Origin of the sequence: Lentihominibacter faecis, from assembly GCF_014306095.1 — a bacterium.
GTDB lineage: Bacteria > Bacillota > Clostridia > Peptostreptococcales > Anaerovoracaceae > Lentihominibacter > Lentihominibacter faecis.
On sequence record NZ_JACRWC010000095.1, the window covers coordinates 1 to 22,494 of the forward strand.

The 22,494-nt window shown below is 46.9% G+C and carries 22 protein-coding genes and 1 rRNA gene; all 23 read left to right on the top strand.

Features of this window, described 5'->3' with window-relative positions; all coding sequences use genetic code 11:
- Nucleotides 1–7 precede the first annotated feature (7 nt).
- The 23 genes from rrf (at nt 8) to H8876_RS07320 (ending at nt 22,272) form a co-directional block, all read left to right on the top strand.
- Nucleotides 8–124 (top strand): 5S ribosomal RNA (rrf, locus tag H8876_RS07215).
- A 325-nt stretch (nt 125–449) separates the two neighbouring features.
- Nucleotides 450–710 carry a DeoR/GlpR family DNA-binding transcription regulator gene (locus H8876_RS07220; protein ID WP_249287171.1) on the top strand — a complete coding sequence of 87 codons (261 nt, stop codon included), beginning with the start codon at nt 450–452 and terminating at the stop codon, nt 708–710.
- Nucleotides 711–719: 9 nt separating this feature from the next.
- Complete coding sequence (locus tag H8876_RS10340) at nt 720–944, top strand: sugar phosphate isomerase family (RefSeq protein WP_417493478.1); 225 nt, start codon at nt 720–722, stop codon at nt 942–944.
- Nucleotide 945: 1 nt separating this feature from the next.
- Nucleotides 946–1,854, top strand: a complete 909-nt coding sequence (pfkB, locus tag H8876_RS07225) for a 1-phosphofructokinase (RefSeq protein WP_249287172.1) — start codon at nt 946–948, stop codon at nt 1,852–1,854.
- Nucleotides 1,855–1,870: 16 nt separating this feature from the next.
- Nucleotides 1,871–3,829 carry a PTS fructose transporter subunit IIABC gene (locus H8876_RS07230; RefSeq protein WP_249287173.1) on the top strand — a complete coding sequence of 653 codons (1,959 nt, stop codon included), beginning with the start codon at nt 1,871–1,873 and terminating at the stop codon, nt 3,827–3,829.
- A gap of 1 nt (nt 3,830) precedes the next feature.
- Complete coding sequence (locus H8876_RS07235) at nt 3,831–4,097, top strand: HPr family phosphocarrier protein (protein WP_249287174.1); 267 nt, start codon at nt 3,831–3,833, stop codon at nt 4,095–4,097.
- A 28-nt stretch (nt 4,098–4,125) separates the two neighbouring features.
- On the top strand, nt 4,126–5,850 hold the full coding sequence (gene ptsP, locus H8876_RS07240; RefSeq protein ID WP_249287175.1) for a phosphoenolpyruvate--protein phosphotransferase: 1,725 nt from the start codon (nt 4,126–4,128) through the stop codon (nt 5,848–5,850).
- 112 nt (nt 5,851–5,962) lie between these two features.
- Nucleotides 5,963–6,865 carry a Ppx/GppA phosphatase family protein gene (locus H8876_RS07245; RefSeq protein ID WP_249287176.1) on the top strand — a complete coding sequence of 301 codons (903 nt, stop codon included), beginning with the start codon at nt 5,963–5,965 and terminating at the stop codon, nt 6,863–6,865.
- Complete coding sequence (gene ppk1, locus H8876_RS07250) at nt 6,862–9,003, top strand: polyphosphate kinase 1 (protein WP_249287177.1); 2,142 nt, start codon at nt 6,862–6,864, stop codon at nt 9,001–9,003. Before H8876_RS07245 ends, ppk1 begins: the two co-directional genes overlap by 4 nt.
- A 191-nt stretch (nt 9,004–9,194) precedes the next feature.
- Nucleotides 9,195–9,995: an SDR family NAD(P)-dependent oxidoreductase gene (locus H8876_RS07255; protein WP_249287178.1), complete on the top strand. Its 801-nt coding sequence runs from the start codon at nt 9,195–9,197 to the stop codon at nt 9,993–9,995.
- Nucleotides 9,996–10,242: 247 nt separating this feature from the next.
- The gene (locus H8876_RS07260; protein WP_249287179.1) at nt 10,243–12,465 is read left to right on the top strand and encodes a carbohydrate-binding domain-containing protein; all 2,223 of its coding nucleotides are present in this window, start codon (nt 10,243–10,245) and stop codon (nt 12,463–12,465) included.
- A 170-nt stretch (nt 12,466–12,635) separates the two neighbouring features.
- On the top strand, nt 12,636–13,541 hold the full coding sequence (locus H8876_RS07265; RefSeq protein WP_249287180.1) for a LysR family transcriptional regulator: 906 nt from the start codon (nt 12,636–12,638) through the stop codon (nt 13,539–13,541).
- A gap of 94 nt (nt 13,542–13,635) precedes the next feature.
- Nucleotides 13,636–14,751 carry a 5-methyltetrahydropteroyltriglutamate--homocysteine S-methyltransferase gene (locus tag H8876_RS07270; RefSeq protein ID WP_249287181.1) on the top strand — a complete coding sequence of 372 codons (1,116 nt, stop codon included), beginning with the start codon at nt 13,636–13,638 and terminating at the stop codon, nt 14,749–14,751.
- Between the two features lie 16 nt (nt 14,752–14,767).
- Nucleotides 14,768–15,478 carry a YjjG family noncanonical pyrimidine nucleotidase gene (locus tag H8876_RS07275; protein ID WP_249287182.1) on the top strand — a complete coding sequence of 237 codons (711 nt, stop codon included), beginning with the start codon at nt 14,768–14,770 and terminating at the stop codon, nt 15,476–15,478.
- A 111-nt stretch (nt 15,479–15,589) separates the two neighbouring features.
- Nucleotides 15,590–16,225, top strand: coding sequence for a flavodoxin family protein (locus H8876_RS07280; protein WP_249287183.1), 636 nt, complete (start codon nt 15,590–15,592; stop codon nt 16,223–16,225).
- A gap of 8 nt (nt 16,226–16,233) precedes the next feature.
- The gene (locus H8876_RS07285; protein WP_249287184.1) at nt 16,234–17,037 is read left to right on the top strand and encodes a tetratricopeptide repeat protein; all 804 of its coding nucleotides are present in this window, start codon (nt 16,234–16,236) and stop codon (nt 17,035–17,037) included.
- Nucleotides 17,037–17,975, top strand: coding sequence for a DUF4037 domain-containing protein (locus tag H8876_RS07290; protein WP_249287185.1), 939 nt, complete (start codon nt 17,037–17,039; stop codon nt 17,973–17,975). Before H8876_RS07285 ends, H8876_RS07290 begins: the two co-directional genes overlap by 1 nt.
- Nucleotides 17,976–18,034: 59 nt before the next feature.
- Entirely contained in the window at nt 18,035–18,697 is a 663-nt protein-coding gene (locus H8876_RS07295; protein ID WP_249287186.1) for a DUF4125 family protein, read from the top strand.
- Between the two features lie 28 nt (nt 18,698–18,725).
- Nucleotides 18,726–19,574 (top strand): MerR family transcriptional regulator, encoded by an 849-nt coding sequence (locus H8876_RS07300; RefSeq protein WP_249287187.1) that lies wholly within the window; start codon nt 18,726–18,728, stop codon nt 19,572–19,574.
- Nucleotides 19,575–19,598: 24 nt separating this feature from the next.
- Nucleotides 19,599–20,018, top strand: a complete 420-nt coding sequence (locus H8876_RS07305) for a BMC domain-containing protein (RefSeq protein ID WP_465250739.1) — start codon at nt 19,599–19,601, stop codon at nt 20,016–20,018.
- A 12-nt stretch (nt 20,019–20,030) separates the two neighbouring features.
- Nucleotides 20,031–20,510, top strand: a complete 480-nt coding sequence (locus tag H8876_RS07310) for a EutP/PduV family microcompartment system protein (protein WP_249287188.1) — start codon at nt 20,031–20,033, stop codon at nt 20,508–20,510.
- A gap of 366 nt (nt 20,511–20,876) precedes the next feature.
- A complete protein-coding gene (locus tag H8876_RS07315; RefSeq protein WP_249287189.1) occupies nt 20,877–22,001 on the top strand; it encodes a hypothetical protein in 1,125 nt (374 codons plus the stop codon).
- A gap of 4 nt (nt 22,002–22,005) precedes the next feature.
- The gene (locus H8876_RS07320; RefSeq protein ID WP_249287190.1) at nt 22,006–22,272 is read left to right on the top strand and encodes a hypothetical protein; all 267 of its coding nucleotides are present in this window, start codon (nt 22,006–22,008) and stop codon (nt 22,270–22,272) included.
- Nucleotides 22,273–22,494: the final 222 nt, after the last annotated feature.

The window sequence follows — 22,494 nt, forward strand, 5'->3', positions numbered from 1 at the left end:
CAAGAAATGCGGTGACAATAGCGAGGAGGTCACACCTGTTCCCATACCGAACACAGAAGTTAAGCTCCTTAGCGCTGATGATACTTGGTGGGAGACTGCCTGGGAAAGTAGGACGTTGCCGTTTTGGTTGAAAAAGAAGTTCGCGAAAGCGGGCTTCTTTTTTTATATCTGCACGGGACAGCTAGCGTAACTTTGAGTGTAGTCTTACAGCCAATAATATCGCAGATCCTTATCAAATGGTCTCCTATGTTAGTTTTTGCGCTTTCTCAGCTTTTCTGTTTCGTGAAATTATCTTGCATGCCGTTTTGGCTGTCGGTCAGGTTATTTTATCGGTCATACATACGGAAGATTTCTATTAATTCCCCCTAAAAAACGACTTTAGCAGAATTTTGAATGCCGTACTATCCATACAAGACGCATACGATCAGGATCAGGGTATTTTTTCTGTTTTGATTAAAAAAGAAGTTCGCGGAAGCGGGCTTCTTTTTTTAGAGAAGCGTAGAAAAGTTTTCGGTGGTGCTATTGGATTGAAGAGACCTGTCAATACCAAAGAAGATGATGTTGTCACAAAAGCATCTGCTCATGTAAGAGAAAAAGACGCGATCGCCAGGTATGCGGCAGGACTGATCCGTGATGATGCCGTTTTCATTGATGCCGGAACAACAACAGAGCGGATGACAGAGTATATTGCAAATAAAAATGCGGTTTAGGCGAATGGTATCGATCTTGAAAAAGGCTTCACAACGCCGGATATGGATGAAGCTTTGATCAAAGAAGAAATCGTGAATCATTCAAACGATGTTTATATTCTTGCAGATTCATCCAAATTTGAGCAGGTATTTGCAGTAACATTTACAAAACTGAAGGGAAAATGTATCATAACGGATCGATTTGATAATGATCTTTACAGGAAACATGCTATCGTGAAGGAGGTGAATAAATAGGATGATCTATACTGTTACAATCAGTCCAGCGATCGACTATGTGGTTCATCTGGACAGGCTTCAAAAAGGGGCGACGAATCGTTCCACCGGGGAGGAATATTTTCTGGGAGGCAAGGGAATCAATGTTTCTCAGATACTGAAGGAGCTTGGGATGGAGAGCATCGTACTGGGCTTTGTAAATGGCTTTACAGGAAAGGCTCTGGAAAATGGATTGCATCAGGGGGAGATAAAAACGGATTTCATTTATCCGAAGCAGGGGATCACACGGATCAATGTCAAAATCAAAGCGGGAGAAGAGACTGAGATAAATGGTCAGGGGACTATTGCGGACGAATCAGATTTAAAGATGCTTTATGATAAACTCAGGAAACTGAAGGACGGAGATGTGCTGATCATTTCCGGGAATATCCCGGCCGCTGTTCCACAGGATACTTACAGCAGACTTCTGGAAGCAGTGAAAGAAAAAGATGTTCTGTGTATCGTAGATACCAATGGAGCAGCCCTCATGGATGTACTGAAGTATCATCCATTCCTGATCAAGCCAAACATGGATGAGCTTAGAGATGTCTTTGGAGAAAAGATATCGGCGGAAGAAGGAGCGGAAAAACTGCAGAAAGCCGGTGCACGCAATGTGATCGTGTCCATGGGTGGAGATGGGGCAGTTCTTAAAGCCGAAAATGGAACTCTTTATACGGCAGGTGTGTGTCGCGGTAAAATGATAAACTCCGTTGGTGCAGGCGATTCTATGGTAGCAGGATTTGTTGCAGGGTATCTGGAGAAAAAAGATTATCAGTACGCACTGGATCTTGGAAGTGCTGCAGGTGCAGCAACTGCTTTTTCACCGGGGCTTGCCGCAAGACGACAGATCTATGATTGTATGGACGAACTGAGATCGAGATCATTACGATAAGAAAGGGGTGCAACTCATGCGCATTACGAATTTACTGGATAAAAACGCAATTTTGTTAAACGCTGACATTTCGGATAAGAAGACGGCGATCAATACTCTTATCGAAATGCATGATAAAGCAGGGAATCTTTCTGATAAGGAAAAATACAAGGAAGGAATCTTTGCAAGAGAGGCGGAGAGCACCACGGCAGTCGGGGAAGGGATCGCAATACCGCATGCAAAAAGCAGCGCGGTGAAGCGACCGGGTCTTGCTGCCATGACTGTGCCGAATGGAATCGAGTATGGTGCTCCTGACGGGAAGCCTTCCAATTTGTTCTTTATGATCGCAGCTCCCGAGGATGGGGACCTTCACCTGGAAGTGCTTTCGAGGCTGATGACTCTTCTGATGGATCTGGATCTTCGGAAAAAACTTTTGTCAGCACAGACTGCAGATGAATTTCTGCATATGATCGATGAAGCAGAAGAAGCAAAATTCGGAGCAGAATCTGAACATGACAAGAAAAAGGAAACCGCAGCAGAAATGGATCATGAAGATGAAAGGTACAGGATCGTTGCGGTTACAGCATGTCCTACCGGAATTGCCCATACGTATATGGCAGCGGAAGCTCTGGAACAGAAAGCAAAAGAGTTAGGCGTAAGCATAAAAGTGGAAACCAATGGTTCCGGTGGTGCTAAAAACGTTCTGACTCCGCAGGAAATACAGGAAGCAGATGGTGTCATAGTCGCAGCTGACAAGAATGTCGAAATGGTTAGATTTGACGGGAAACCTGTTATTATGACAAATGTTTCGAAGGGGATCAATGAACCGGAGGTTCTGATCCAGGCGGTGATAGATGGAAAAGCGCCTCAGTATACCTATCAGGGTGGCAAGACGACAGAGAGCAATGTCTCGGAGGAAACAGCAGGTCGTCAGATCTATAAGCATCTTATGAACGGAGTTTCCTATATGCTCCCGTTTGTTATCGGCGGAGGGATCATGATCGCTGTCGCATTTCTCATAGATACGATTGCGGGAGCACCAAAGGATTCTACCTTTGGGACATATACTGCAGCAGCAGCCTTCTTTAAGACGATAGGAGGATATGCATTCAGTTTCATGCTCCCTGTTCTTGCCGGTTACATTGCAAGGAGCATCGCAGACAGACCGGGACTTGCAGTTGGGTTCGTAGGTGGATATATCGCAACTATTGGATGTACTTTTGGAGCGATCACCGGTGACAGTACGGCTGTTTCAGGATTTCTCGGCGCATTGATCGCTGGATTTGCCGGTGGATATATCGTACTTTTACTGAAAAAGATCTTCTCATTCCTGCCGAAGTCTGTGGAAAGCATGCTGCCGGTACTGATCCTGCCGCTGCTGGGTATCATTATAATGGGACTGTTCATGTGTGCGATCAATCCTGCTGTTGGAGCCCTGAACCAGTGGATCACGGATGCTCTCAACTCAATGGGAGAAACGAGCAAGATCATACTGGGATGTATCGTCGCCGGCATGATGGCAGTAGATATGGGAGGACCGTTCAATAAGGCTGCATATGTATTTGGTACAGCAGCTATCACTACAGGAGGATTCGATATCATGGCGGCAGTCATGATCGGCGGTATGGTGCCTCCGATCGCCATCGCGCTTTGTGCCACCTTCTTTAAGAAGAAATGGACGGAGGCGGAACTGAAGTCGGCACCGGTAAACTACATCATGGGGCTGTGCTTCATCACAGAAGGTGCGATCCCATATGCTGCAGCGGATCCTCTCAGAGTTATACCGTCATGCATAGCAGGATCAGCAGTGGCCGGAGGACTTTCCATGGCATTTGGATGTACTCTTCGCGCACCTCATGGAGGGATTTTCGTATTCCCGGTAGTTGGAAATGTATTGTTTTATGTGATGGCACTGGCAGCAGGTGCATTAGTAGGCATGATCCTGCTGGCTCTTTTGAAAAAGAATATCGCAACACAGGAAAAAGGAGGAAAGTAAGATGGTATCAAAGAAGGTAAAGGTAGTGAATTCACAGGGATTTCACATGAGACCGGTGACGACATTCGTAGGTGCTATGGGTAAATACGAATCCGATATTAAAATCCTGTCTAAGGGAAATGAGATCAACGGCAAGAGTCTGATGACCATCGTAGCAGCCTGCATAAAATGTGGTGATGAGGTCGAAGTTCAATGTAGCGGAGCTGATGAGGATGCAGCACTTCAGGAAGCAATCGGCATGATCGAGTCGGGATTTGGAGAAGAATAAAAAAGTTTTTATTGTGGAGGGTGGAAAGATGCTAAAGGGAATTGCAGTATCAGAAGGAATCGCACAGGGAATTGCGTTTTGCATCGATGCAGACAGAAATAAAGAAAACTGTGAAGATTCCTATAGAAAGGCTGAAAGCAAGGACGAAGAGTCGGCAAGATTTCAGGAAGCAATGACGGCGTTTCTTGAAGAAACAGAACGTGCGGCACGTGATCTTGAGAAGCGTGGTATGTCAGAAGAAGCGGGAATATTACGCAGTCATATGGAAATGATAAAAGATCCTTCTGTCACATCGAAAATCAAGGAAGAGATCGATAACGGATGCTGTGCCGAAGAGGCAGTCGACAAGACAATGAAGTTTTTCGCAGATCTCTTTGAAGCGACAGGTGATGAACTGACGATGCAGCGAGCAGCAGATATCAGAGACATAAACAGCAGCCTTTGCAGTAAACTCACAAATAATGATCTCATGGATCCTGCTCAATTACCGAAGGGCGCCATCCTTGTGATCCGTGAGTTGACCCCATCCATGGCAGTAAAGATAGATCCGGCACGGGCGCTGGGGATCATTGCGGAGACTGGAGGCTACACTTCTCATGCGGCGATCCTGGCACGGGCGCTGGGGATCCCTGCGGTACTGGGAGTTAAGGGTGCTCTTACTTATATAGAGAACGGTAAAACTCTGATTCTGGACGGAATCAGTGGTATTGTTCTGCAAGAGCCGGACAACGATACAAAAAAAGAGTACAACAAGAAAGCCGAGATGTTCCAGCTGCAAAGAGAACGGTTAAACGTTTTTAGAGGAAAGAAAAGCGTTACGGCTTCAGGAACTATCAAGGAAATCTTTGCCAATATCGGAAGCGTGGAAGACGCAGAATCAGCCAGAGCAGCGGATGCAGAAGGTGTAGGCCTGTTTCGGACGGAATTTCTATATATGGATCGCACCAAAGCTCCGGATGAAGAAGAACAATTTGAAGCGTACTGCAAGGCAGCGAAAGCTTTCTCGCCTGATCCGGTGGTGATCCGGACACTTGATGTGGGCGGAGATAAAGACATTCCATATCTGCATATGGATCAGGAAGAAAATCCGTTTATGGGATTTCGAGCTGTGCGTTATTGCCTGGAAAACAGAGAACTTTTTAAAACACAGCTGCGAGCACTGCTTAGAGCCGGTGCAGAAGGCTGCATTCGGATCATGATCCCGATGGTGACATGTCTTGCGGAAATCAGAGGCGTTAAAGCGCTCATGGCAGAATGCTGCGAGGAACTTAAAGCAGAAGGAAAAAGATTTGATCCGGATATAAAGACCGGGATCATGGTAGAGACGCCGGCGGCGGCGGCAACAGCTGATATCCTCGCAGAAGAAGTGGATTTTTTCAGCATAGGAACAAATGATCTGACCGGGTATATGATGGCAGCAGACAGAGGTAATGCAAAGGTTGCATATCTTTACGAAACGTATCAGCCAGCGGTGCTTCGGATGATCCGTGATGTGTGCAAGGCCGCAGGCAAAGCTGACATACCTGTTGGTATGTGCGGTGAAGCGGCGGCAGATCCGGCGCTTACACCGTGCCTGATCGCATTTGGACTGGACGAATTTAGTGTAAGTCCCGAAAAAGTTTTAGCTACAAGAAAAAAACTTTCGCTTTGGAGCAGTGAAGATGCGATAGCAGTGGCGGACAAGGTGATGTCTCTGGGTACTGCAGAGGAAGTAAAACAATATTTAGACAGCCTGAAAAAAGAAGCTGAATAGATTTTACAGATGTTTAACATGTAAAACATATGTATTTGATACTGATCGCTTAAAATAAGGAGGAATACGATAAAAGAAAACGAACGATAAGAGACTGGAGGAGATGCAGGAGATGACTTATGGTGTGATCGATGTGGGATCGAACACGATCCGGCTGGTGATCTACGAAGTGAAGGAAAATCGGATCGAGTCACTGTTCAGCAATAAGAATACTGCAGGACTGATCGGGTATGTAAACGATGGAGAACTGAGCAGGAAGGGGATTCGAAAAGCCTGCGATGTGCTGAATTCTTTGCAGAAGGTTGCGGCGCATGCACAGGTGGAAAAACTGTACGTGTTTGCGACAGCATCGCTGCGAAACATTGCCAATACCAAAGAAGCGGTAGAGGAAATCGAAAAGGAAACAGGACTTGATATCGATGTGATCAGCGGTCATGATGAGGCTGTGCTGGATTTTGAGGGAGCAGCGCATGCACAGAAGCTTAAAGATGGCGTCATGGTGGATATCGGAGGCGGCAGTACGGAAGTTGTTGCCTTTGCAGATGGTAAAATAACCGATGCGGTCAGCCTTGAATTCGGTTCACTGTCCATGTATAAAACCTATGTATCCCGTCTGTTTCCTAAAAACAGCGAAGAGAGAGCGATTCGAAAAAAGGTCGAAAATGAAATCAAGAAAGTCAAGTTTTTAAAGAAGAAGCAGTTCGCTGATATGGTGGGGATCGGTGGAACGATCCGTGCGGTAAAAAAATTCAACAATGATCGTTTCGGACTTCCGAAGGAGAACGATCGTATCCTTATGGATCAGATGCATCTTTTGCTGGAGGATCTGCAGGAAGAGGAGAAGCTGACGTTAAACAAGATCCTGCGCGTTGCTCCGGATCGTGTGCACACCATGGTGCCGGGGATGATCATTTTAGACACGCTTTGCGATTATTTCGGCTGCGAAGAGATCCGCATGAGCAATTTCGGTGTACGAGAAGGCTATTTATATAAAAAGGTGGTAATGGGAAAATGAAAGATACGATCTATACACAGAATAGAGAGCTTTCCTGGCTTCGCTTCAATGAAAGAGTCCTGGAAGAGGCAAGAGAAAAAGATGTGCCGGCATTTGAAAAACTGAAATTCATTTCTATTTTTACCAGCAATCTGGATGAATTTTTTATGATCCGTGTCGGGAGTCTGTACGACCAGACGTTCCTGCCAAAACCGCAGATCGATAATAAGACGGGGATGGATGCCGCCGAACAGCTTTTGGAGATTTTCCGTGCGGTAGCACCTTTGTATAAAAAGCGTGATAAGATTTACAGAGAGGTTGCGGGGCTTCTGTGCGAGAAGGGGATCGCTCATCCGCAGATGGAGAGTCTTACGGCCGAAGAGAGAAGCTTTGCAGAAAAATACTTCATAGCAGATGTGCTCCCGGTCTTGTCCCCGCAGATCATAAATGCACATCATCCTTTCCCGCATCTTGTCAATAAAGCGCTCTACATCGTGCTTCAGATGAAGATCAGCGACAAGACGGCATACGGTATCATCCCGATGCCGGCGATGCAGGATCGGCTGATTTTCCTGCCGGGAAGCGGGATGCGGTATGTTTTGCTGGAGGAACTGATCTATCAGTATGCGGAACGCGTTTTTGATAATTGTGAGATCAATGCGAAGAGTATCATATGTGTGACGCGGAATGCGGATATCAACGTGGATAGCCTTCCGGATGAGGATGAGGATTTTCGTCATCATATGAAGAAAGTTCTGAGAAAACGTTCCAGGCTGGCTCCGGTGCGGCTGGAACATTGCGGGCCGATCCATGATAAACTGGAAAAATTCCTCCGGGGCAAGTTGGAATTAAAGAAAGAACAGGTTTTTCAGAGCAGCGCGCCGCTGGAAATGTCCTATGTGTTCCCGCTTTTAGACAAGGTTCCGGATCGGATCAGGCAGGCTGTCACGTATGTGCCGTTTGAGCCGCAGGTGCCGCCGTGGTTTAAGACCGGTGACAGCATGATCGATAAAGTGATGCAGGAGGATCTGATCCTTTCGTATCCGTATGAACAGATGACTCCGTTTCTACAGCTGATCAAAGAAGCGGCGCTGGATCCACGTGTGCTTTCTATCAAGATCACGATCTATCGTCTGGCTAGCAAGGCGGTTTTGATAGATTATTTGCGTTTGGCGGCGGAAAACGGCAAGGAAGTAACGGTGCTGATGGAACTTCGGGCGCGCTTTGATGAAGCGAACAACATCAACTGGTCGGAAAGCCTGGAAGAAGCCGGCTGCACGGTGCTGTACGGGCTGGAAGATTACAAAGTTCACTCGAAAGTGTGTCAGATCACACTGATGGAAAAGAAGAAGATTAAGCGGATCACGCAGGTGGGAACCGGTAATTACAATGAAAAAACGGCAAAACTGTACACCGATCTTTCGCTGATGACAGCTGATGAAGAAATCGGAAACGATGCAGCTGTGTATTTTAAAAACATGTCGATTGCAAACATCAATGGTCATTATGACCGGCTTTTTGTAGCTCCAAACAGTATGAAAGACAAGATCCTGGCTCTGATACAGGGTGAGATCGAGGAGGCGCAGCGAGGCGAACCGGCAGAAATCCTGGTGAAGATCAATTCCCTTACGGATCGCAAGACCATCGATGCATTAAAAGATGCTTCTCAGGCAGGAGTTCGCGTACGGATGATCATCAGAGGCATCTGCTGCCTGCTTCCGGATGTGGAAGGTTATACGGAGAACATTCAGATCACCAGCATCGTCGGCAGGTTCCTGGAACATTCCAGGGTATATTGCTTTGGTGCGGGAGAAGAGCGGAGCATGTATATATCTTCAGCAGATTTTATGACGAGAAATCTCAACCGGAGGGTAGAAGTGGCATGCCCTGTAAATTCTCCACAGATCAAAAAAGAGATCCTGGAAATCCTGGAGCTGATGCTTTCCGATAATGTCAAGGCTCGAAATCTGCGCTACGATGGTCTTTATGAGAAAAAAGGGATCGGTGAAGGTGGAGAGCGGATCGACAGTCAGCAGGAACTGATCAACAGAGCCATCACGAGAGCTGCAGCGCCGTCTCCGAGCCGTAAAACGGCACAGGAGATGCCGGTGGAGGACGATGGGTTTTTCAGCCGCTTAAAACGGGCGATTTTCGGATAGGTAGATTTGAAAAAGAGCGATTCTAAAATTGTGCGCAGAATCGCCCTTTTTTATTGTTAAAAATTTGTTTATCAAAACAATTTGTAACTAGTTTCAGTTTTGCCTTGAAACAAATTTATAATTATGGTATAATGATCGCAGAAAAGTCAAACAATTCAATGACACTTTAATGCAATCAAAGGAGAAACGCGATGGGACATTTACAAGGAAAAACCGCGATCATTACCGGCGGTGGAAGAGCAGTATTAAGTGACGGGAGCTGCGGCTCTATTGGATATGGGATCGCAACGGCATATGCGAAGGAAGGTGCCAACCTGGTCATCACGGGACGGAATGTAAAGAAACTGGAAGATGCGAAAGAAGAGCTGGAACGGTTATATGGCATAAAAGTCCTGCCTGTTGCCGCAGACGTGAGCGCAGGCTCGGATAATGAGACTGCTGTGCAGAATGTGGTGAAGCAGGCTGTGGATACCTTCGGTCGTATCGATGTGCTGATCAACAATGCACAGGCGTCGGCTTCAGGGGTGACGCTGGAAGATCACACGACAGAGCAGTTCGACCTGGCTGTATATTCCGGGCTGTACGCAGTATTTTATTACATGAAGGCTTGCTATCCGTACTTGAAGGAAACCAAGGGCTCGGTCATCAATTTCGCATCAGGAGCGGGGCTGTTCGGTAACTTCGGGCAGTGTGCTTACGCTGCTGCAAAGGAAGGGATCCGCGGTCTGACTCGTGTAGCTGCTACGGAATGGGGTCCTGACGGCATCAATGTCAATATCGTGTGTCCGCTGGCCTGGACGGCACAGCTTGAGAATTTTGAAAAACAGTATCCGGATGCTTTCAAGGCAAATGTAAAGATGCCTCCGGCAGGCCATTATGGCAATGTGGAGACCGAGATCGGTCGTGCCTGCGTGCAGCTGTCTTCACCGGACTTCAAGTTCATGAGCGGCGAGACCATCACGCTGGAAGGCGGCATGGGACTGCGGCCGTAGAGACGATTTACAACCCGAAAACGAAAACCCTTTTTACTATGTTTCAAATAAAAAAAGAGACCTTCTTTACCCGGAAGGTTTCTTTTTTTGTGAAGTGATTTCTGATTTTGAGATCGTTATGCAATTCGCACCCTAAAAAGTGCATTTCGCGCAAATCGGGGGGGGTGTCAGGGCGATGGTGATACAATATTGAAGGGTATGCGGCAAGAGATTAAAAAAATACAAATGAAATATGGAAGGAGGAAAAATGGAGAAAAGCACGATAAAGAGAAAAATCGGAGTATGCTTTATGGCGCTGGCGATGATCGTGGCGATGATCCCAAGCTGGTCGGTCACGGCCAATGCGGCGACGGATTATGGTCTGAAGGTCGGTGGTGCAGAGGTTACCAGTGACCGGACAAGCGGGGATGGATGGAGCTATAATCCGACGGCCAATACACTGACTTTGAATGATTATAGCTATTCTGGAAAAGGAGGGGGTGACGGAACTTTCAGCGGAGGTATTTATTCTACGTCTAACTTGACGATCAAGCTTATTGGTAACAATTTCGTCGACGACACCCTTTCAGATAAGTATGCTTACAGTTGTGGAATTTTTGTGAACGGAAAGCTGACGATCACTGGAGATGGTTCTCTTACAACTAGCGGAGGTTCAGGCGTCGATGGCAAAGGAAGCTACGGAATCATGGCAGGTGGTCTGACTGTAAATAACGGCACGATCACTGCGATAGGAAAGACTGCAAAAGAAAGCTATGGTATCGGTACTATCGGTCAATCGAAAAATATCATTGTGAACGGTGGCACGATCACTGCAACGGGAGCTGTTTCTACAGTCTATGGCAGCTGTGGCATCCAATGTTCCGGTAATTTTACAATGACTGGCGGCAGAGTGACCGCAAAATCAGAAGGAGTAAAACAACCTGGCAGTCAGAGTTGTGGTATTAGTTCAGGTGCATCGATTTACTACAATGCAGGAGTGCTTGTAGCAGAAGGTCAGACAAAGGCGATGTACAGCAGTCAATCCACTTACCCGAATGGATACACTAAAGGAGACAAGACATTCCGCACATATGATATTGCAGAATCAAATATGTACACCGTATCCGGAGTAAATAGTAACGGCTGGGCGAACAGAGAGGCCAAGCTTACAGCGACATCCGGCTATAAGATCGGAATGACGGATAAGCAGTTTGGCAGCAGCATTTCCTTTACGGATGAAGCGGCGAATGGTAGCGGAGTATTCTATATTAAGAAAACTTCGAATGGCACCATCTATAAAGGAACTATATCCTACAACCTGGACAAGACAGCACCGACAATTAGTGGGGCAACGGATGGCGGGATATACTGCGTATCAAAGTCGATTACAGTAAATGACAGCCATCTGAAAGAAGTGAAGGATGGAAATACAGTACTTGGCGCATCGAATGGAACATATACTCTCCCAGCTGGAACACACAATATCACAGCAACAGATCTGGCAGGTAACAGTACAAGCATAACCGTGACGGTAAATGAAGAGCATGATCCGAATAAAGATGATGGAAACTGTGCAACAGCAGTAACATGTAAGGTTTGCGGAGATGTGGTAACCCCGGCGAAATCGCATAACTATGTATGGACTTCAGATCCGGAAGGACATTGGATGAAATGTCGGAATGCGGGATGTACATCGAAAACGACATTGCAAAGACATGTGCCTGGCGCAGCTGCAACGGAAGATAAAGCACAGACCTGTACCGTATGCGGCTATACGATCAATCCACCGTTAGGTCATGTGTGCCAGAACCATCTTCAGAAAGTAAATGCGACGACAGCGACTTGTACGCAGGATGGCAATAACGAGTATTATAAATGCACCTGCGGGAAAATATACTCTGATACGGGTGCACAGAATGAGAAGTCTGAATCAGACTTCACCATCCCGGCAACGGGTCATTCCTACGGCACTCCAGCATACACCTGGAGTCAGGATAATCTGAGCTGTACTGCAGTGAGAGCATGCGGGACATGCAATGCTCAGGAGACTGAAACAGGAACTGCCGTTACGACGGTAACACCTAAGGATGGCTGCAAAACTTCGGAGACTACTTTGTATACCGTGACATTTACCAACGACGTATTTGGAGTACAGACGAAAGAAGTTGTGACAAAGGAAGCTGACGCTCACACGCCATCGGAATGGATCGTGGATAAAAAAGCGACAACCACGGAAGCAGGCAGCAGACACCAGGAGTGTACTGAATGCGGCACAGTCCTGAAGACAGAGACGATCGCTAAACTGACGGACTCTAAGGCTAATATCAACCCATCGGGCAAGAATGATGCAGACAAGAATGCAGGGGAGAAATCGGCATCCAGTGTTCCGGGAACAGGCGATACAAGCCTCGTCGACGTATGGGCTCTGCTGATGGCATTCGCTGTACTGGGCGGAGTTTATGCACTTTGCAGGCAGCGTAAAGCCAGATAATCAGAAACGATACTAAAAACATATAAATGAAAAAAGAGATCTTCGAACGTCATACGTGTAGAGGATCTTTTTTTGTGAAGTTGCAAAAATCCGTTTCAAATCAGGGATCATTAAATTATAATAGAGAGGTGCTGTTCGGCAAGAAAATAAAAATAAAGGAGCCGTTCAATATGACATTGCAACAGTTAAAATACATTGTGACGGTAGCTGACTGTGGAAACATTACAGAAGCTGCGGAGAAACTTTTTATTTCCCAGCCGTCTTTAAGTGCAGCAATACACAACCTTGAAAATGAGATGGGCGTTACGGCATTTGTTCGTTCCAATAAAGGTGTGACAGTGACGAGAGAAGGGGAAGAATTATTATCCTTCGCCAGAATGCTTTTAGAGCAGGCTGACAACATGAAAGATTATTTCGGTGGCGGTGAAAAACGCACACCAAAATTTTCAGTATCCTGTCAGCATTATTCTTTCGCAGTAAATGCCTTTGTAGATCTGATCAAGAAATACGATGCAGATCAGTATAGTTTTATTATCAGGGAAACGCAGACCGGAGAGATCATAGAGGACGTGTCTGACGGAAAAAGCGAGATCGGCGTGATTTATCTTTCGGAACATAACGAAGAGGTGATATCTAAGCTGATCAAGAACAATAACCTGGTTTTTGAGGAAATGTATGTTGCAGGCCCGCATGTATTTATCAGCAACAACCATCCGTTGGCAGAAAAGGAAATCATCGCTACGGATGATCTGCAGGCGTATCCATATCTGGTCTATGAACAAGGAAATAAGAATTCATTTTATTTTTCAGAAGAATTCATGAGCATGCTGGATTTTCCTAAAAATATCCAGGTCAGAGATAGAGCTACTTTATTCAATCTCGTTATTGGATTGAATGGTTTTACGGTGAGCAGCGGCGTTCTTGATGCAGAACTCAATGGCAGCAGCATTATCGCCAAGCCTCTTGCAGTAGATAAGACCATGAGAATAGGTATTGTGAAAAAGAAAAACATGGTGTTAAGTAAGTATGCCTGCTTCTATGTTGAAGCGTTAAAAAACCATTTGTCCATAGATTAAAGCTATGGACAAACCCATACTATATGTATTTTTCATCATTGCATATATGTGGTAGGATATCCTCAAGAAAACAAAGAAACGAGAGGATATAAAAATGAGTAAAATACAGACACCATACAGATATGATTTTGTGGGAAGCTTTTTAAGACCGCAAGCCCTTAAAGAGGCAAAGAACTCGTATCAGAATGGAGAACTGCCAAAAGAAGAGTTTGATAAGATCGTAGATGAGGAAGTATCAAAGGTTGTAGCCAAGCAGAAAGAACTTGGATTCCATGTGATTACTGACGGTGAATTCAGAAGAAGCTTCTGGCATCTTGATTTCATGTGGGGATTTGATGGAGTCGCCCATGAAAATACAGGTAATGGCGTAAAGTTTGACGCAGAGCTGGCTGTCTTAGATGATACATATCTTGTCGGAAAGATAAAGGCAAAACCACACCCTTTTGTGGAAGGGTTCAGATTCTTAAAGCAGTTTGAGGATGAAAACACGGTTGCAAAATATACGATCCCAGCACCAGCACAGATGTTTCAGCAGATGATCATTCCTGAAAACCATGAATCCACAAGAAAGTTTTATTCCACAAACGAAGATCTGATCCAGGATATCGGAACGGCTTATCAGGATGTGATCAAGCAGTTTTATGAAGCTGGCTGCCGCAACCTTCAGCTTGACGACTGTACATGGGGTGCGATTGTTGGCGATGCTGCAAAGCAGAGATACAAGCTTCTTGGAATAGATTTAGAAGAGGTCAAGGCTCAGTTGCTGGCAGTAAACAATCTCGCTCTGGAAGGCAAGCCTGAGGACATGGTCATTACATCCCACATATGCAGAGGGAATTATCATTCCACATTCTTTGCCAGCGGAGCTTATGATTCTGTAGCAGACTATGTCTTTGCAAAGGAAAATGTGGATGCTCTGTTTCTTGAGTATGATGATGCCAGATCAGGCGGATTCGAACCTCTTTCAAAAGTATCGGGTGATAAGAAGGTCGTACTGGGGCTCATAACAACAAAGACACCGGAACTTGAGAACAAGGAAGATATTATTGCCAGAATCTATGAGGCGGCAAAATACATACCGCTTGACAGGCTTTGTCTCAGCCCGCAGTGCGGATTTGCTTCGTGCGAGATCGGAAACAAACTCACCGAAGAAGAGCAGTGGGCAAAGCTTAAGCTTGTAAAAGAAATTGCTGAAGAAGTCTGGAAATAAAAGAGATAGCTTGAAGGTGATTTTTTATGGAGGATATGGACTGATGATACAGACGATTTTATGGGATGTGGATGGTACGCTTCTGGATTTTCTGGCGGCAGAAGAAGCTGCGATCCGGAAGCTGTTTGTGGAATTTGACATGGGAGAGTGCAGCGATGAGATGCTGACTCGCTATTCGAAGATAAACCGCTCTTACTGGGAGCGGCTGGAGCGAAACGAGATCACAAAACAACAGGTCCTGGTAGGACGTTTTAAAGAGTTTTTCGCGTCGGAAGGGCTGGATGCCGGTGTGGCAGAAGAGTTTAATGCAAAGTATCAGTATGCGTTGGGGGATACCATCGTGCCGAGGGATAACAGCCTGGAAATCGTTCGCAAGCTGCAGGGGAAAGTCAGACAGTATGTCGTATCCAACGGGACGATCATCGCACAGAACAAGAAGCTGCGCCTGTCGGGTCTTGGAGCGCTGATGGATGGTATATTCCTGTCGGAAGAACTGGGTGTGGAAAAGCCGAACATTGAATTTTTTGAGAAAACTTTTTCTTCGATCGGACAGGTGGATCCACTTAAGACTATCATCATCGGTGATTCTTTGAGCAGCGATATTCGCGGCGGTAATAACGCGGGGATCCTGACCTGCTGGTATAACCCGTCGGGAAAGGAAGCACCGGAAAACTTGAGGATCGATTATGAGATCGGGGATCTGCACCAGGTGTTTGATCTGCTGTAAGAAAAAGAGGATTCAGAATTCTTTACATTCGATGAGAAAGTATGCTACAATAAATAAAGACTATATTTTCACACTATTTACTGGATAAAGGCTTACAGTAAGGATTGAAAAATGAAGGTTTTATTAATTAACGGCAGCCCGCATCAGTATGGGTGTACTTATACTGCGCTGAAGGAAGTGGCGGATTCTCTCAACAGAAACGATGTTGCCACAGAGATCTATCATATCGGCGCAGCACCGATCAGAGGATGTGTAGGCTGTGGAAGCTGTTTTGCAACAGGCAAGTGCGTGTTCGACAATGACGGGGTCAATGAGATCTCAAGACGGCTCGTGGAATTTGACGGGATCGTTGTGGGATCGCCGGTGTATTACGCCGGGGCATCCGGACAGCTTTGCTGTTTCCTGGACAGACTGTTTTACAGCAATTATCGCAGTGGAAAGATGGACGGGAAGATCGCCGCAGCAGTTGTCTCCTGCAGAAGGGGAGGCGCCAGCACGGCTTTTGACAGAATCAACAAATATTTTATGATCAACAAGATGACTGTTGCCACATCGCAGTACTGGAATCAGGTCCACGGCAATTCGCCTGAGGAAGTCAAACAGGATGAAGAGGGCATGCAGACGATGCGCACGCTGGGAGAGAGCATCGCGTATTCGATCCGCAACAAGGACGCAGGACTGCGTGAACGTGTGAAACAGCCGGAATACGAGCGACCTGTCATGACTAACTTTATTCGTAAAGAGTAGGTGATGTTATGGAGAATGGAATCGATTTAAACAAGTTCTATCAGGGACTGGATGATCTGTTTCAGCAAAAGGACAGCGGGCAGACGATGGCTTATCTGCAGCGCTGGCTGCAGGAAGCTCAGCAAAGACAGGACACCTCCGGGATCGTTGCGGTAAGTAACGAGCTGGGAGGGCTTTGTCGTGTTATGGGTCAGATCGACCGTGCCAAGGATTTATATAAGACGGTACTGACGCAGCTGGAGCACATGGGGCTGATCCATTCAGAACACTACGCAACTGCACTGATCAACGCGGGAGATGTGTACGTCAATTCCAGAGAACTGCCGGAGGCTTTGCAGTATTTTCTGAGGGCGAGAGATCTTCTGGTGGAATGCGGTCTTGCAGGTGATTACAGGATGGCGGCACTGAACAACAACATCAGCATGGTATACAGGGATACCGGAGAGTTCGACAAGGCGGAACAGGCGCTTGATATAGCCTTTCGCATCATCCGTGGGATCCCGGAGTGCAGAGGCGAGCTGGCAACGACGTACATCAATCTTGGAGAGCTGCAGGTGCGACAGAACAAACTGGAAATGGCACGGGAAAGCTTCGAAGAGGCGTGCCGGATGTTTGAAGAAGACGGTGGCGGTGATGTTCACTATTCGTCAGCGTGTGCAGGACTGGGACAGGTATATTATTTGAAGGGACAGATCCCGCAGGCCATCCGCTGGTATGAAAAAGCACTGACGCTGATGGAACGGGATTTCGGTCGTACCGAATATTATAAGATATTAGAAGCCAATCTGGCGAAACTGAAAGGAATGGCGTGATGAAAGGACTGGAACTTTCCAGAGCGTATTATGAAGAATACGGGAAACCGATGATCGATACGCAGCTGGCACAATACAAACCGTATCTGGCGGCAGGTCTTGTCGGCGAAGGTTCGGAATGTCTGGGATTCGATGATGAACTTTCTACGGATCACGATTTCGGACCGGCATTCTGCCTGTGGGTGCCGGAGGAACTCTATGCGAAGGCAGGTATCGAGATGCAGCGGGCATACGATAGCCTGCCGGCTTCTTACAAAGGCTATACGAGGATCACATCTGCACAGGGCGGAGGCCGGATCGGAGTTCTTCCGCTGGAAGGATTTTATCGCAAATTCACCGGGCTTTCCCACGCCCCGCAGGACAATATGGAGTGGTTTCGTATCCCGGAACGCTTTCTGGCGACGGTGACCAGTGGTGAAGTCTTTGATGATCATCAGGGAACTTTTTCTCAGATCCGGAGCACGTTGAAAGGGTTTTACCCGGAAGATGTATTAAAGAAGAAACTGGCGGCCCGGTGCGCTGTGATGGCACAGGCAGGTCAGTACAACTATGGCAGATGCATGAAGCGGGGCGATAGTCAGGCCGCTTACCTGGCGTGCGCAGAATTTGTCAAAACAGCTATGTCGGCTGTTTATCTACTCAATGAAGCGTACATGCCGTATTATAAATGGATCTTCCGCGGGGCAGAAAGGTTTCCTGTGCTCCAGGAAGAAGTGCGACTCCTGGCGGAACTGACACAGATCACAGACCGGATGGAAAACGCTGGTCGAAAGGAACAGATGATCGAGCGCATCTGCATTGCAGTGGGGCGTGAGCTGAACCGTAGAGGATTTACCAGAAGCACGGAGGCGTTTTTGCAGGTGCAGGGTGAAGAACTGATGAGGGGGATCCGCGATGCACGGCTGAAGGATCTGCATATCATGGTGGACTACGACTAGGTCGACCGGGAAGCAAAGCGCTGCGGAGCAGGCTTTGCAGGAAAGAGAGATGAGTTTTCATGAGATATATAAACGATGCGATGAAAAAAAACGATACCCCGAAGGACGGACTGATCAACAGGATCATTGAGCTGGAATGGGACATGTTCGACAAGGTGACCAACACGGGAGGCAGGGCAGCCTGCCAGGACGATGAGTGGACCTTTTATGTGATGCGATTCAGCCAGTTTTCGGCACTGAACGAAGCGATGCTTCAGAGCTATGAGCAGGATCTTTTGCAGGCGCAGCGGGAAGGGCGCAATATGGTGACCGAGAAATACGGCTACATGATGGAATATACGGATCCCGCTTATTTTGACAAACAGCTCAAGCCGGTGCTTCCGCAGGTCTCTCCTGCAAAGGAGGAACTGGTAGACCGGATCGCCAACCTGCTTTTAGGTTTTGAAAAAGCCTTCGACGCACGGTATCCGGCGCTTTACAGCAAAAGCCGGCCTTTGCAGGGAGCAGAGGCGGGAAACGTATCGTTTCATCTCTACGCTATAGGAGAACTGAAAACTTATTCCCAGAGAACACTGGAACTGTATTACCGGCAGATCGCCGGAATCGATCCGAAGGACGAAGAGCATAATCCGTCTTTTGTGATCCACCGGACGACAACAGCGTTTTACGGATATACATCGCTGGATGATGCGGAAGCACGGATCAGAAATGAAAGACAGTGAGGAGCAGACTTTGCAGGAGGAGGAAATTATGGCGGATGAAAAAAAACCGAATGTGCAGCAGGAGCTGTATTCCATCGGAGAAGTGAGCCGGATCTGCAATGTATCTAAGAAAGCGCTTCGTTTTTACGATAAGATCAACATCATATCACCGGATTATATCTGTGAGGAAAACAAATACAGGTACTATAACAGGGAGACGCTGCTTTTAGTGCCGGTCATCAAGTATTTCAAGCAGATGGGGTTCAAGCTGGAAGAAATGAAGGAATTCCTGGAAAGTGACACCTATGAGGTGCAGGAGCGGGGATTCCGGAAGAAAATCGACGAGCTGAAGCAGCAGCGGGAAGATATCAACGTAGCGTATACGTCTGTAAATGACTGGTATGATCTCATTCTTGAAGCGGAGAGCGTACTGGAAAACAACGTAACGGAAGTTTCAGTCGAGTACGTTGAGACTCATTCTGCGTGCTACATGGAGCAGAAGTTCACTCATAATTATATGGAGTCTATCATCAATATCGAATGGACCAATTATCTGGAGGAGATCGGGCATGCGATCACGGGACCGGTCTGCATGTATTTTCCTGATGTAAAGGAGAAGATGGAGGGCAGGTCAACGACTGCTTACGTATTTCAACGGGGAGCGCGGGACATTGACGATAATAAGACAATGACTTTTGGCGGCAAGATGATGCTGTCGGCTTACCATATAGGTTCGCACGATACGATCAATGAAACGTATCGTAAGATTTTCAGGTGGGCGGACAATCACGGCTACAAATGCGGGAATTCCTCCATTGAGAGGTACGTGACGGATTACTGGACTATTCGGAAATCTAAAGACTTCGTGACGGAGATCTTTGTGGACATTGTAAAATGATTTTAGCAGTTTAGGAGAACAGGTATGAATTTTAATGACATAAAGGATATAAAAGATTTACAGCAAATGCTCCCGGCTGACCCACAGGATGCAGAAGGGAAAATGCGGATCATTCAGGAACTGGTGCCGGGAAAACAGATCACGCTGGCCCATGTGATCGGTGGACCAAGACCGATCGTATATAAAAAGCTGGGGCTGAACCCGGATGTGGATTATGGTAATTCAGCCATCGGCATACTCAATATGAGTCCGCCGGAATCAGCGGTGATCGCCAGCGACATATCCATCAAGACGGGCGATGTGTACCTGGGATTTGTAGATCGTTTCAGCGGAACACTTATCATTACAGGACTTCTTTCGGAGGTCAACAGTGCAGTGGATGAAATCGTGCGGTATTTCCGTGACGACCTGGGTTATTCCTGCTGCGAGATCACCCGCAGGTAGGAAGGGTGCCCTATGAGGAAGATTATTTTTATCGGACGAAGTGAAGCAGGGAAGACGACCCTGACTCAGGCGATGAAAGGGGAGCACATCACATATCACAAGACCCAGTACGTGAACAACTATGATGTGATCATCGATACGCCGGGGGAATATGCAGAAACCAAGACATTAGGCGGCGCACTTGCCGTCTATTCTTATGAAGCGGATGTTGTGGGACTGTTGCTCAGTGCCATCGAACCGTACTCTCTGTATCCACCCAATGTAACAACGCTGTGTAATCGTGAGGTGATCGGGATCGTTACCAAGATCGATCACCCGCAGGCAAATGTGCGACAGGCGGAGGAGTGGCTCAGGCTTGCCGGCTGCGAAAAGATCTTTCGTATCAGCTCTTATACAGGTGAGGGAGTTCCGGAATTACTGGAATTCCTTAAGGAAGATGGGGACGTGCTCCCGTGGGAAGAGGCTAAGAAGCAGGAAGATCAGTACATCTAAAATAAGCATGCCCTATAGGGCAAGGTTTGATTGTGGACTGTTTAGGGAAAGAAAGCGGTGCTCCCGAATGGGAGCACAAGAGATCTTTTTCCTAAAGACATTTTTTTGAAAATGGCGTTCTTGTTGATGTTGCAAGGGTTTAGAAGATTTAAAATGTCAGAATTTTTCAAAAAATAGGCGGACGACAGAACTTTTTTATCGAAGAGACACGAAATACAAGGGGGAAAAAACTCAAATTCAAGGCGATATTTTGGAAGTTTTTTTGTCATTGACATTCCTCATAGGAGTATGGGATAAAATATAAGTGAGATTGTAGAATCTTCGTTATGTTATGTTGCAATCATTCATTTAAAAAGGAGGAGTATTATGAGCGATAGTGCAATGACTGCGCCGAACAACGCCTTAGCGGCAAAACAGGCGCAGGAAAAATCGTACCGTAAAAAAGGTATTTTCATCGCGCTGATGTCAGGTTTTCTGTATGGTGGCTATACGGCGTTCCTGACACAGGGTATGGCATCCGGAATCTGGGTTGATTATTATGGTGGAACAGGAGTGGCAGCAGGACTTTCTGCATTCGCACTTGTTTACACACTGTCTGCAGTAGGTGCAGCAGTAAACGATATCTGTTCCGCAGTATGGACACTGATCTATGCAGCAATCATCGGAAGACTGGGTGATTTCGCAAGATCCATCAACACGAAGCCGGGCAGGATCCTGATCCTTGCAGCGATCATCGGTGGACCTTTAGCTTCCACTGCTTACGTAATCGGGCTTCAGATGGCTGGTTCCATCATCGTTCCGATCGCAGCACTGAATGCGGCAATCGGCGCGATCATCGGAAGAATCATTTACAAGCAGAAGCTTAGCGGCGGCATGATCCTCGGTATCGTGATCTGCTTCACAGCAGCTGTAATCATCGGTCTGTTCGGATATGGCATTCCGGAAGGCGGACTTGCAGGTATCTTCGGAAACATGTCTGGTCAGTCAGTAATCGGTATCATCGCAGCATTCTGCGCAGCTCTGGGCTGGGGTATCGAAGGCGCAGTAGGCGGCTATGCATGCTGCATGGTTGACACTGAAGTTGCTATCTGCATCCGTCAGTGCACATCCGGTATCGTAAACGCTGTTATCCTGTGCTCCCTGCTGGCTATGATCGGCGGAGACGGAATCGGTTCCGGACTGGCCCTGGTAGGACATGCTCTTGCTGATGGTCCTTCCATCTGGATGTTCTTCATCGGTGGTGTGTTCGCATCCTGGTCCTTCAAGTTCTGGTATAAGGGTGCTTCCATGTGCGGTGCTGCTTTAGGTATGGGCTGCAATGGTACATACGCATTCTGGGGACCGTTGTACTGCCTCGTTGTATGCGGACTTATTTTCGGCGGAGACGGATGGAACATCGCATGGCCAGGCTGGGTAGGAGCTATCACCATGGTAATCGGTATCTTCGTTCTCGCTATTTCGCAGCAGAAGGCAACAGAGAAGGAGGCGTAGGAACATGAGACCATTATTCTTTTCAGTACTGAAGTACTTTACAGACGGTAAAGAAGCATGCAGAGCTGACGTACAGGACGCTCTTAGAGCACAGTACGGCAATTTCAAGGCATTTAAGGACCACGCTATGGACGAAGCTCTGATGACAGCGTGCTCCAATGGACTGATCGACGAAAGCCGCTATGAGCTGGACAAGGATGGCAAGCTTGTTATCTATTACAAGGCCAGCCAGGAAGGCATCGATACGATCAACAATTACATCAAAGACTAATCTAAAATTAGTGATAGTAAGTATCCGAAAAGGGATGTTTCATCCTTTTTCGGTTTACTTGTAAAAAGCCTGGCACTGCCGCCGCAATGAAAACGGGACGGCATGTGTCAAAGATTTTTCAGGAAAGGAGATTCTTGTTATGGCAAGATATTATGCAGACCAGGCACTGGGTATGCTGGAAACGATCGGCATGGTACCTGCACTGGAAGCATGTGACACTGT